The organism is Chryseobacterium sp. LAM-KRS1, assembly GCF_013184525.1.
Classification (GTDB): Bacteria; Bacteroidota; Bacteroidia; order Flavobacteriales; family Weeksellaceae; genus Chryseobacterium; species Chryseobacterium proteolyticum.
In genome coordinates, this window is the sequence record NZ_JAAOIZ010000003.1 from 177,275 (window position 1) to 189,815 (window position 12,541).

Here is a 12,541-nt window from a genome sequence, read left to right on the forward strand (position 1 = left end):
AATTGATAAATTCTAAGGATATTGCATAACATCCTCTCCAAAAACTTCTTTCCTTATTAGCGGAAGAGTAGATATCAATTTTTTTAAACCTTCTACACCTTGTTGTTCTGTATTATGAGAATGATAGTCTTCTATTCTGGATATATCTTCTTCTCCTTCAGAGAAGTATTTCGCATAGTTCAAATCACGATTATCTGCAGGAATACGGTAAAAATCCCCCATATCTTCTGCTTTGATCATTTCCTCACGAGTGCATAGTGTTTCGTAAAGCTTTTCACCATGACGTGTCCCAATAATCTTAACAGGGACTTCTTTACCTGTCAATTCAATTAGTGCTTTTGCTAAATCTCCAATACTACCTGCAGGAGCCTTGTTTACAAAGAGATCCCCCGGATTGGCATTTTCAAAAGCAAATAATACCAGATCTACAGCATCTTCTAAGGACATGAAAAAACGAGACATATTGGGATCTGTAATTGTTATGGGCTCTCCCTTTTGAATTTGATTTAAAAATAAAGGAATAACAGATCCTCTGGAAGCCATCACATTTCCGTAGCGTGTTAAGCAAACTGTAGTATCTTTTAAATTACGAGCTTCTGCTACTGCTACTTTCTCCATCATAGCTTTGGATATTCCCATTGCATTAATAGGGTAAGCAGCTTTATCTGTTGATAAACAAATAACCTTTAAAACTTTGTTTGCTGCAGCGGCAAGAATAACATTTTGAGTTCCTTCTACATTAGTTTTTACAGCCTGCATAGGGAAAAATTCACATGAAGGAACCTGTTTCAATGCAGCAGCGTGAAAAATATAATCCACTCCTCTTGTTGCCGGTTCTACAGAATTATAGTCTCTTACATCACCTATATAATATTTTATTTTTTCATTTTTATATAGGTTACGCATATCATCTTGTTTTTTCTCATCACGAGAAAATATACGGATTTCTTTAAAATGATCCGTTTGTAAAAATCGATTTAAAACAGCAGTTCCAAAAGATCCTGTACCGCCTGTTATTAATAATACTTTATCTTTAATTCCTTGCATTACTTTGTATAGTCGTTAATCGTTATTTCTAAATTTTCTTTTAGCATTTTTTTGTGCTCATCAATTTCTTCTTCAGTAAATCTATATTTAATAAACTTAGCTGGAGAACCTCCAACAATTGTATATGGCTCTACATCTTTTGTAACAACAGAGTAAGCAGCAATAATTGCTCCATTACCAATTTTAACACCTCTGCTTATAAAAGCACCATACCCAATCCATGCGTCATCTCCTATTATGGTCTCTAATTCTGCTTCTCTACCAGAAAAAATGATTGGTTTATTTGGATTCTTATAGTAATGATCTCCTCCAACAATCTTAACTTGAGGAGCCAGCATTGTATATCTCCCGATTTTAACTTTGGGATAGATTACACACCCTGGTCCGATGTAAGAGTATTCTCCGGCTTGCAGGTCTCCCGATATCTCTGACTTTCCCCCCATATAAAATGTTTTATGTACATTTTTGAGTCCATAAGATAATCTAAAAAATCTCATTTTTAAGTCTCTGTATAGTTGTCGGATTATCCCTTTCATTGATTTAGCTTAAAGATTTATTAATAGCTCTTTTAATTTCATTGGCCATCATTTCAGGAGTTCTATTATTGATGTAATGGTTATATGCATTTTCATTCATTTTATGAACTTGCTCATTATTATTGATAATCCATTCCATTACATCTGCCAAGTTCTCCTGCTCTTTGTATATTATACCGTTATATTTATTTTTTATATTAAAAATTTCACCTCCCGTAATAGCGTCCTCTCTCGTTACGAATGAAGTACTATTACCCATAGAGTTTAGAACGGATAAACCTGCCTGATTAGGTGATATACATGCGATGGATTCAGCAAATATTTTAGAAAGTTCTTTAGCATCATAAATACTTCCAAACAATACAATTTTATCCGCTATGTTCTTTTCCTTAATAAATTCTATAATTTTCTCTTTTTCCGGGCCATCTCCTACAATTAATAATTTAGGGCAATCGTTCCTTTTTGTGTACAATAGATAATATGCTTCAAGTAACTCTCCTATTCCCTTCTGCGGATACAATGTTCCAACAAAAAGAAAATCTTTTTTATTGTTAACATCTGATTTAATTACATTTTCAACTTCTGTAGTATTATGAGCCACAAACAGTTTTTCTTCAGGAATTCCTGCTTTTATATATCTTTCCAACGGATAAGAACTATAAAATAGCGTAAAATCAGATTTTCTTGAAATATAGTACCTAAATTTATCCCATGTCGTTTTAGAGTCAAAACTATTTTCATATGAAGCAGTCACTCCGATTCCCCAATATCCAATCTTATATTTTCTATTTCTTCTTAAGCAAAGTAACATAAGACTAATCCATCTGAGATTAGATAATCCAATTACCACATCATATTGAGATGCAATATTGTACAAATTATCTTTATGAAGCTCAAAAGGTCCTGCTTTTTTAACGGGCAGATACATTGTTTTAAAAGAAAACTTTTTATTTTTAAATTTCTCATCAGAATAGGCAACAGTTAGGTCAAACTCTTCATTGATCAGTTCAAAAATTCTTTCTCGATAAGACCATACTTTGTTGTAAATGATTAAAACTTTGGTTTTCATATTTTTTTAATATTATTCATCGGAAAATTTAATCCGAAATGCCCTCTATTGGTTTAAAATTTAGAATTATTTAGTTGCATTATAATATGTTTTAAAAACATCTAAATCATATTGTTCAACGTCTTTTACATTTGAATATTCTTTCTGAAGTGCTGGGTATTTTTGTCTATTTAAATAAAAATACTTTTGACTATCCCACCATATTACACCACTTACTTTTTTCCCGGAAGAAACACGAGAGGTGATCATCTTATAATAATTTTTAAAAATATCGATTGGAATAAGTGACATCGCCATATTGGAGTTTCCTGAATTTCTCTTTTGCCATATAAATGGATAAACGTCTTTATTGTACTTTTTACCTACCTCTAAAGCATAATCAAGGTTAGTATATAAATAATCCCCACTTCCCACTTCTAATATTGGAGATCGGGCATTATATACTCTTGGATTAGCATTATACATATATAAAGAAGGAGCTATAATATCTACAGCGTTAAAAACCGGAGCCAGCCTCGCATTTACATCTTTCCATCCACTACTGTTTCCTTTGAAGGTTCTAACAGGTAATCCATAAAACCCCCATTTTAAATTGGGACGAAGTTTCTTAGCTGTTTCAACAGCTTTAACGAACTGCTGGATAGCCAAATTGGCACTTTTATCATCAGAACCTGAAATTGCTTTAATGGCAGGACCTTCCCAATCAATAACTGCAATCCCAGTACTTCCAGCAGATGTCTTATCATTAATATTCTTTGTAAATAATTCAACATCAAGATTACTTCCATCTGTTGTAACATCTTTTTGATAAAAGATAATTGCTTTTTCTAACCCATTCTGTTTAATGTATGTCTCCTGCAATTGATTCAGGCCGGTCATTCCTATGTATAATTTAGGTTGTTGCCCATACATTCTGTTTGAAAATACCAACAATATGATTGTTATTAAAAATAACAATGGACTGTTTAATTTTAAGTATTTTGTTGTTTGCATTGTTATAAAATTTAATTATTTCTTATAAACGTTTAATCTGGTATATTTATACTTTTCTCTTTTATTGTCTCTCCTGTACGTTTGTGATATGCATTCTTATTGAGATTGCTTCTATAACTTTTTGGTAGGTGATCTGATGACAAAATATGATATATACTGTTGGTATAAGGGAGATATTGATAACTACTCCAAATTGTTTTAAAAATAGTTAAGCCTATTAATAGATAAAGAGAGTATTTAATTTTGAAATTTGCAGATTTTATAATTATTGCTAAACAAACGGCAAAAAATAGTCCAAAATATAAAGTAATTCTAAAGCCTGTTGGAAAGATCAATAAAATCCTAAATAAATACATGTATAATAATGCAAAAAAATACAGTATATCACCATGAGGATTATTTAAAATTGCTTTTCTATAACGTAACAAAACGAAGAATAAGAAAAACATAATCAATGAACCAATAGTGAATATTGCGTTATTAGATTCCGCTACATAAACATTTAATAACTTATATGCTATTGTTGGAAACAAAGAGGCAAAATAATTTGAAAACTCATTTAAAATTTGTGGAAAAAAACCTATAATACAAGCTATAATATACCAAATTGATAAAGTAACATTTGACCGATATATCATTTTTTTCCTAAATACAACTAGTAAGGATAATAAAATTGGAGCAATTAATGAAATGTGAAATAAAAGTCCTAATAATGCAACAATAATAAATTTAACATACTTCTTATCCAGTAAATATACTGTACTCCAAACTAATATAACTGACCCACACATAAACCTTAAAGGATTATCAATCAGCATAAAAAGGAGGTTATAATTAAGCATAATCCCAATCGGTAAAAACTCACCTTTAATAAATCTTTTTATGAATTTTATAACTGAATATAAATAGAGACATTTTACAAGTCCAAGAAACAACCAAAAATCAGGTATAATATGTCGTATCAAGTATATGAGATAATAAAATCCCTGCTCATAATCTCTTCTTAAAAGGTCTTTATCTGTAGCAAAATTATATAAGTCTTCATAATGTCTCCAGTCTGTTCCAACAGTATAGCCAAAACATAAAAATATATATATCCATACAAGAAATAGCTTCTTACCCAATATATGTTTTCTATCGGGTAGATTATCCATAATGATACACAACAAGAATGTTACAATATAGAAAAGCATTATAATGTATTATATAAATTCAAAATATACTCTTTACCATAAGTGTGATTAAAGCTACTATTTTTTAGTTGGCCATTTTTATAATCATTATAAATTTTTTTAAATTCATTATATATCATACTCTGATCACTAATATCCGCAAAATATTGTACATCATTTTTTTGGTAAAGATCATTTAAAACACCAATTGAAGGACTAATGCTAAATATCGGCGTATTGTGAGACATATAATCACCAACTTTAGTAGGCAGAAAAATACCTTCATCACAAGGTGCTTCAATTATTAACGCTACATCGTACTCTTTTAAAAGTTCTAAACTCTTTTTGTATTCTACAGGAGGTAACAGATTGATTTGATTGTTACCTTCCACATTTTTAATTAATTCCTTCAAATCATTATCAAATATTCCTATAAAATCAAGAGTAATATCTTTTGCACCACTTTCTGCAATGAACTTGGCAAATGCCTGAACAACAATCTTAGGATCACGCGGAGATCGAACATTTCCAGAATGAATTAATCTTAACTTCCCGTTGTTTTCTTTTTTTCCAATAATTGGCTCATATGCCAAATGAGGAATTATTACAGTCTTTGACTTATCGGGATTAAGATAATTCAACATGTAATCTCTTAACCGTTCATTAGGGAAAATATGCTTATCTGCAAAATCCATTATAGTAATAATACCTTTGTTATAAAACGACATCTTGGCATCTAATCCTCCACCATAAGGAACTGGATATTTAAGTGGCGGATACGGATCATTCCATGTAGAAATCCATTTTAACCCCAGTTTCTTTTTAAGATAATATCCGATTAAAAAACTAGGCGTATCTTTTGTAATAACATAATCGTATTTTTCATTTTTAAAAAATGACTTATTATTAAAAATGACTTCATAGGCCCAGTGAGCTCCTTTAAATACTGTTCCAAACAAAAAATAAACGTATAAATGCTGAAATAGTGTTTTTAAGGTAAATTTGTTATCTACTTCTACAACGATACTTCTATTAATTTTGACATTTAAATCTTCTAAAGACTGAGTGGAAGGATAATTACTCCATTTTATTTTTTTAGAAATGAGGTCGATTTTATATCCATTATTACTTAATAATTCCAGCAGCTTAATGTTAACAATAGCTTCAGGAGAATTAACCGGATATGAACTGGGTGCAATAAAAAGTACTTTCTTTGACATTATTCAAAATTTCTTAAAACATTCAATACATCTTCCACCATTGCGTTTGCTCTGGCATTAAGAGTTTTATAGCTATTTCTTATATTCTCTTGATGTTGCTGATAATTACCTTTTATATTTTGTATGTATTTATCCAGAACAGAGATTTCTTCTTCAGGATTCCAATAATAAAATCCACTAACTTCGTCACAAAGCGCTTTTAGTTTTGGATCAATTCCTAAACATATAGTTGGTATTCCCAGATTAAGAGCAAAAATTGCAGCATGATAACGAGATGTAATTAAAATATCACATTCATTTAAATACACATAAAACTCTACAAATTTGTACTTTAAGGGGTGCCAGATAATGAGATTCCTTATTCCTAAATCAGATCTTTTTTTAACCTGTTGAATTAATACATCATCTTTTGATTCAGAAAACATGAATAAATTTCTCTCGAAATCTTTTTGTTCAGGTAACCAATTAAAGATTTTACTGTTAATGAGTTCTCCTGTATTGTTATGAGGCCAATCTCTAAGTACTACTCCAAGCTTTAGCCTGTCTTCTTTAGTGGCTTCATGATTTAATGGATATTTATTCTTGAACAAGTCCGTTAGGCATAGATCTGCTCCAAATTGCCTGTTTTTTAAATCCCATTTTTCTAAATATTGCAATGAAATACTATCTCTGCAATAAATTTTATCATACAATGCCAAGTCATTCTTAACATTAACTTCATCCTTCTCTGTACCAAAAGGTCCAAGCCCTATTCCTAAAGCCAGTTTTAATTTGATATCTTTTTTCTTTTTACCTTTTGAAGTTAAAAAGCTGATCAACAAAGATGGTTCTTTTAATAAAAGATTAAAATAAAGTTGGTATCTGGAGCTTAATGATATGTCTCTTTGTGACTTTTCAAATGAAAAGAACTGGGTTCCACCACCTAAAATATAAACATCAGCTGACTCAAAACGAGATGCTGCTAAACTTAGAAATTTGGCATTGCTGAATTGCTGTTTAATATATTTTTCCTTTTTACAAACAATCTTTGCATCTATATTTCGATTAACATGAGAAAGTAGATCCAAAGTCATTTCTAACAATAAATCATCACCTACATTCGCATCTCCATACGCTCCTTTAATTAATATGTCGATTTTTCTATTTCTCTGCATTTGTTCAATTCTTTATATAAACATTATACCACCGCTTAATTGTAAGTAATACCAATAATAAACTCACCACCAATAAAACCACTCTAATAATTACGGAGACATTCATTTTAAAAAGAAAAAGCCCCCCAAGTACAATTCCAAAGTATAATAGATTATACCATGTTAGCACCAGTTTCTTATTTACCAGTTTATTTTTAATAAAATAAGGAATAAATAATACGGTGTTTAAAAAATAAGCAATCACAAAGGCAACTCCTCTGCCAATGGCTCCATAATCAACAAGTAAGTAACTGAATGCTATTGCCGTAATACCCCAGAAACCATTACTAAAAACACTAAACCACATGAAATTACCTGCAGCAAAATTTCTGGCAATACCCTGTTTTTGTGAATTTATAATAGTAAATATAGAAACTAATATTGTCGTAATATACATATCATTGTTATGATACTGTGATCCAAATAAAGAGGAAAACACCTCAGGTAAAAAAACAGTTGGCAGACATATAATTAAACCAAAAAACATCGGATGGATTATATTTAGAAATTCAAACTTTTTATTTCCATTTCCAAAGTTTTTCATAGCGTAAGGATAAAAAACCTGTCCAATAATACTCAATAAAATCATTGAAATTTGTGAGTAGTTATTGCTGGCATTAAAAATCCCCATTTCGTATAAACCATTATGATTTCTCTTTATTAATATACTATTACAAATTAAAATAATTGGGTTAACCATTAAACTGCTAATGAATGCAGGTAAGCTAAATTTTAGTATAATATCAAAATTTGATTTTATATTGTCAAGAGAAAACCATATTCCATGTTCTTTGCATACTCTTCGTAGTAATATCGCGGAACATAGCCATATAGAAAAGTTTGTGATCAGAAGCGCAAAAGCAAATCCATTCACTCCATATCTTTCCGTTAGTATAATAATTAAAGGAAAGGATAATAATCCATTTACAATATTAATTATAGAAATGGATTTAAAGTTTTCAAATCCTGCCAATGCACCGGTTTGCAAACCATTTAGAGAAGAAAATAAAATAGCAATAGAACAATACAACATAGGTTGCCATATTTCTTCTTTACCTGTCAATAATACACAAAGCTCCTTATTAAAAAATAAAGAAAACACTAACACAAGTATGGCTAGTAAAAAAGAAGATAATCGTACTAAAGAAAATATTTCACTTGTTTTTCTCTTATTTTCATGAAGATTTATAGCAATGTATTTAGTGGCAGTAACTCCAAAGCTTGCAAGACTTAGCAATGAAAAAGTGGTAATATAGGATTGTAGAATCCCTATATTACCAAAATCAGCTACGGACAATTCTCTTGCAACAAAAAACATTGCTAGAAAGCCTAATCCTTTAGAGGCTATTACTCCTAAGAAAGACCAAAAAATACCTTTTATAAGCGTATTTTTTTTAAAATCGTTAATAAGATTTTTAATTTTTATCATTAAATATTAATGATTATAATTTAACGCCACAAAAATCTATTACGATTTTATCGTCAGCAATTTCCAACTTCTTAAATTCATTATGAGCAACAAGGAAAACAATGATATCCGCCTTCTTTACTGCATCTTTGTAATCTGTTAATTTAAAAATCTTGTGTTCTTGTACATTAGGTTCAACAATAAACAAGTCAGCATCTCCTGAATCTTGTAATACCCTTTCTGCAATATGAATAGCTGGAGATTCTCTCAAGTCATCAATATTGGGTTTAAAAGCAAGTCCCATAATAGCTATAGAAGGTTGACGCCCTTGTTTTAATTCGAATTCTAAACGTGCTGTCTTAATTTTTTCAGCACACCAGAATGATTTATAATTATTAGTTGCACGGGCTTGCGCGATGATACGAGATTCCATAGGGAAATCAGCAACAATAAAGTACGGATCAACAGCTATACAATGTCCTCCTACTCCGCAACCTGGTTGTAATATGTTTACACGTGGATGTTTGTTCGCCAATTGAATTAGTTCCCATACGTTAATACCTGCTTTATCACAAATCAATGATAATTCATTAGCAAATGCAATCTGAACATCTCGAGAGGAGTTTTCAGTTAACTTACACATTTCTGCAGTTCTAGCATTTGTCGGATGAAGGTCTCCCTTAACAAATTGACGGTAAAATTCAAGTGCTTTTTCGGTAGATTCTTTATTTACACCTCCAATTACACGATCATTATGAACCAGTTCATACATTACGTTGCCAGGAAGTACTCTTTCTGGACAATAAGCCAAATAAATTTTATTTTCCAATTCCGGACGCTCTGAAAAAATGTATTCCATCATTTTTTCGGTAGTCCCAATAGGGGATGTAGATTCAATAATATACAAGTCTCCCTCTTTTAATAGAGGGATCAACACCTTTGTGGCTGCTTTTACATATGAAATATCAGGTTCATGATTTCCTTTAAATGGTGTTGGAACGACAACCAAATAAGTATCAGCAATCACTGGTTTTGTGTCCGCCTTTAAATAGCCATTTTTAACTGCATTTGCCACAGCTTCATCTAAATCCGGCTCTACAATATGAATTTTACCAGCATTAATGGTATCCACTACATGTTGAGAAATATCTACTCCATGTACTGGTATGTTATTATTAGCAATTAAAGCGGATGTTGGCAATCCGATATATCCTAAACCTATCGTTACTACTTTTGGTTGCATACTTTTATTTTAAATATTACTATTTTGTTTAATGAATTGGACAATACGTTGACATGCCTTTCCATCACCATAAGGATTATGCAAGGCACTCATCATTTGATACCGTTGGGTATCTGTCAGTAAATTTTGTGCTTCAGAAACAATTTTGTTTTTATTAGTTCCTACTAGAATTACCGTCCCAGCATCTACAGCTTCAGGACGTTCAGTTGTATCACGCATTACTAATACCGGTTTTCCTAAACTCGGAGCTTCTTCTTGTACGCCACCAGAATCTGTAATAATCATATATGATTGTGTCATTAACCAAACAAAAGCCGGGTATGCTAAAGGATCAATTAACTTAATATTATCTATTCCTGATAAAATTTCATAAACAGGCCCTTTAACGTTTGGATTTAAATGTACAGGGTAAATAATCTGAACATCAGAATTTACTACCGCTATTTCCTTTAATGCTTCACAAATATTAATAAAACCTTGTCCGTGATTTTCTCTTCTGTGTCCGGTTACTAATATTAATCTTTTGTTAGTATCTACAATATTTTTTAGAGATTCAATCTCATCGTTTTCTATTTTCGTAACTCTTTCTGAGCTATCCAATAATGCATCAATTACAGTGTTCCCGGTTACTAGGATATCTTTCTCAGCTACACTTTCCGAAATCAGATTGCTTTTTGACTGCTCAGTAGGTGCAAAGTGATAATCAGCAATACGTCCTGTAACCTGGCGGTTTATTTCTTCTGGAAATGGAGATCGTTTGTTATGAGTTCTTAAACCAGCTTCTACGTGACAAACTTTTGCACCGGAATAAAATCCAGCTATACTTGCGGCCATAGTGGTTGTAGTATCACCGTGAACATAAATAAAGTCAGGTTGAAAATCGTCCAAAACAGATTTCATTTCTGTAATAATATCTGCTGTTAATGAATATAAATTTTGATTAGGTTTCATCAAATTTAAATCATAGTCAGGTTCGATATCAAAGAATGACAGAACCTGATCAAGCATTTCTCGATGTTGTGCAGTCACACAAACCTTGGTTTCAAAATCAGCATTGTTTTTAAACTCTTTTACCAACGGAGCCATTTTTATAGCTTCAGGACGTGTCCCAAAAATGATAAGATTTTTAATTTTCATAAGTTAATTTCCCATTCTTTTTTTAATAAATCTATGATGAACTCTTAATATTAAAGTTACAATCATCAAAAAACACGTGCGATTTTTAATTTTGCTAATCTACCGCACAGTAATATAATTTTATTTTTTAGGGTTATAGTCTAGAATCGTAATGACTTAAAAAGCCTTTAACATCATAAATGACTCCCTCTTCCTTTAAAAGTTTTGATAAATCAACGTCTAAAAATTCCTTATGAGATACAGTAAGTACTATGGCGTCAAACTTTTGAGAGCTTATTCTACCATTAATTTGTTCAATATCTTTAATGATTTCAAATCCATACTCCTCTTTGACCTCCTCATTTTTTGCCCAAGGATCATAAGTTGTGACTTCTACACCATATTCTTCTAATCCCTGAATAACGTCAATAACTTTAGAATTACGGATGTCCGGACAATTTTCCTTAAAAGTGATACCCAGGTTTAAAACTCTTGCACCCTTTATTTTAATATCTCTTTTAATCATCAACTTAATAACCTGAGAGGCTACAAATGCCCCCATAGAATCATTTAGTCTTCTTGCTGCCAGTATTAATTCTGAATAATATCCTATTTCCTGAGCTTTTTGTGCTAGATAAAAAGGATCTACCCCTATACAATGCCCCCCAACCAAACCAGGCTTAAAGGGTAAAAAATTCCATTTAGTTCCAGCTGCCTCTAAAACATCATTAGTATCAATGTTCATAAGCGAAAAAACCTTAGCTAATTCATTTATAAAAGCAATATTAATATCCCTTTGGGAGTTTTCAATAACTTTAGATGCTTCTGCAACCTTAATGGATGAAGCCAAATGTGTTCCAGCATTAATGATTGACTTATATAAGTCATCTACAATAATTGCAACTTCTTTTGTAGAACCTGATGTTACTTTCAAGATATTTTCTACAGTATGATTTTTATCTCCAGGGTTTATACGTTCTGGTGAGTATCCTGCAAAAAAATCTTCATTAAATTTTAAACCAGATACTTTTTCTAACACTGGAACACACTCTTCTTCTGTGACTCCGGGGTATACTGTGGATTCGTAAATAACAATGTCACCTTTCTTCAGAACTTTTGCTACCGTTTCTGAGGCTTTATATAATGGTGTTAAATCGGGTCTGTTATGTTTATCAACAGGTGTAGGTACTGTGACAATATAAATGTTTGCTTCTTTAATATCATCTACTTCTGATGAACAATACAATCCTTTTTGTGAGATGTTAGAGTTTGAAGCCTCTTTAAAAGGGTTTGTTTTAGATAAGACAGATTGTAGTATATTGTTATCTACTTCTAATGTATGATCTGTGCCGTGATTTAACTCTTCGATTCTTTTCTGGTTAATATCAAAACCAACAACTGGATATTTCGTAGCAAATAAACGTGCTAATGGTAACCCAACATATCCTAAACCAATTATACTAATTCTAATCTGTGTATCCATCAATATTGTACCTTCTAAAAGTCACTCCTAATATTATAATATCTCTTGTTAATCCCATAGC

11 protein-coding genes are annotated in these 12,541 nt (G+C 31.3%); all 11 read right to left on the reverse strand.

Annotated features, from left to right (window positions below):
* Window positions 1-12 precede the first annotated feature (12 nt).
* Window positions 13-1,047: a polysaccharide biosynthesis protein gene (locus tag G9C87_RS08305; protein WP_172280025.1), complete on the reverse strand. Its 1,035-nt coding sequence runs from the start codon at window positions 1,045-1,047 to the stop codon at window positions 13-15.
* Window positions 1,047-1,583, reverse strand: coding sequence for a CatB-related O-acetyltransferase (locus tag G9C87_RS20945; protein ID WP_306613945.1), 537 nt, complete (start codon window positions 1,581-1,583; stop codon window positions 1,047-1,049). Before G9C87_RS20945 ends, G9C87_RS08305 begins: the two co-directional genes overlap by 1 nt.
* A 4-nt stretch (window positions 1,584-1,587) precedes the next feature.
* On the reverse strand, window positions 1,588-2,652 hold the full coding sequence (locus G9C87_RS08315) for a glycosyltransferase family 4 protein (protein ID WP_172280027.1): 1,065 nt from the start codon (window positions 2,650-2,652) through the stop codon (window positions 1,588-1,590).
* Between the two features lie 66 nt (window positions 2,653-2,718).
* Window positions 2,719-3,645 (reverse strand): hypothetical protein, encoded by a 927-nt coding sequence (locus G9C87_RS08320; protein ID WP_172280029.1) that lies wholly within the window; start codon window positions 3,643-3,645, stop codon window positions 2,719-2,721.
* 32 nt (window positions 3,646-3,677) lie between these two features.
* Entirely contained in the window at window positions 3,678-4,799 is a 1,122-nt protein-coding gene (locus G9C87_RS08325) for an EpsG family protein (protein ID WP_172280031.1), read from the reverse strand.
* A 38-nt stretch (window positions 4,800-4,837) separates the two neighbouring features.
* Window positions 4,838-6,037: a hypothetical protein gene (locus G9C87_RS08330; protein ID WP_172280033.1), complete on the reverse strand. Its 1,200-nt coding sequence runs from the start codon at window positions 6,035-6,037 to the stop codon at window positions 4,838-4,840.
* Complete coding sequence (locus tag G9C87_RS08335) at window positions 6,037-7,191, reverse strand: polysaccharide pyruvyl transferase family protein (RefSeq protein ID WP_172280035.1); 1,155 nt, start codon at window positions 7,189-7,191, stop codon at window positions 6,037-6,039. The genes G9C87_RS08330 and G9C87_RS08335 overlap by 1 nt, the downstream gene beginning before the upstream one ends.
* 4 nt (window positions 7,192-7,195) lie before the next feature.
* Window positions 7,196-8,659, reverse strand: coding sequence for an oligosaccharide flippase family protein (locus G9C87_RS08340; protein WP_172280037.1), 1,464 nt, complete (start codon window positions 8,657-8,659; stop codon window positions 7,196-7,198).
* Window positions 8,660-8,672: 13 nt separating this feature from the next.
* Window positions 8,673-9,881: a UDP-N-acetyl-D-mannosamine dehydrogenase gene (gene wecC / locus G9C87_RS08345; RefSeq protein WP_172280039.1), complete on the reverse strand. Its 1,209-nt coding sequence runs from the start codon at window positions 9,879-9,881 to the stop codon at window positions 8,673-8,675.
* A gap of 9 nt (window positions 9,882-9,890) precedes the next feature.
* Window positions 9,891-11,018 carry a non-hydrolyzing UDP-N-acetylglucosamine 2-epimerase gene (gene wecB / locus G9C87_RS08350; RefSeq protein WP_172280041.1) on the reverse strand — a complete coding sequence of 376 codons (1,128 nt, stop codon included), beginning with the start codon at window positions 11,016-11,018 and terminating at the stop codon, window positions 9,891-9,893.
* A 133-nt stretch (window positions 11,019-11,151) separates the two neighbouring features.
* Window positions 11,152-12,480: a nucleotide sugar dehydrogenase gene (locus tag G9C87_RS08355; protein WP_172280043.1), complete on the reverse strand. Its 1,329-nt coding sequence runs from the start codon at window positions 12,478-12,480 to the stop codon at window positions 11,152-11,154.
* Window positions 12,481-12,541: the final 61 nt, after the last annotated feature.

Bases quoted from the DNA above. Each gene is read 5' to 3' on its own strand.
- G9C87_RS08305 (WP_172280025.1), bottom strand. From the start codon at position 1,047: ATGCAAGGAATTAAAGATAAAGTATTATTAATAACAGGCGGTACAGGA.
- G9C87_RS20945 (WP_306613945.1), bottom strand. From the start codon at position 1,583: ATGAAAGGGATAATCCGACAACTATACAGAGACTTAAAAATGAGATTT.
- G9C87_RS08315 (WP_172280027.1), bottom strand. From the start codon at position 2,652: ATGAAAACCAAAGTTTTAATCATTTACAACAAAGTATGGTCTTATCGA.
- G9C87_RS08320 (WP_172280029.1), bottom strand. From the start codon at position 3,645: ATGCAAACAACAAAATACTTAAAATTAAACAGTCCATTGTTATTTTTA.
- G9C87_RS08325 (WP_172280031.1), bottom strand. From the start codon at position 4,799: ATGGATAATCTACCCGATAGAAAACATATATTGGGTAAGAAGCTATTT.
- G9C87_RS08330 (WP_172280033.1), bottom strand. From the start codon at position 6,037: ATGTCAAAGAAAGTACTTTTTATTGCACCCAGTTCATATCCGGTTAAT.
- G9C87_RS08335 (WP_172280035.1), bottom strand. From the start codon at position 7,191: ATGCAGAGAAATAGAAAAATCGACATATTAATTAAAGGAGCGTATGGA.
- G9C87_RS08340 (WP_172280037.1), bottom strand. From the start codon at position 8,659: ATGATAAAAATTAAAAATCTTATTAACGATTTTAAAAAAAATACGCTT.
- wecC (WP_172280039.1), bottom strand. From the start codon at position 9,881: ATGCAACCAAAAGTAGTAACGATAGGTTTAGGATATATCGGATTGCCA.
- wecB (WP_172280041.1), bottom strand. From the start codon at position 11,018: ATGAAAATTAAAAATCTTATCATTTTTGGGACACGTCCTGAAGCTATA.
- G9C87_RS08355 (WP_172280043.1), bottom strand. From the start codon at position 12,480: ATGGATACACAGATTAGAATTAGTATAATTGGTTTAGGATATGTTGGG.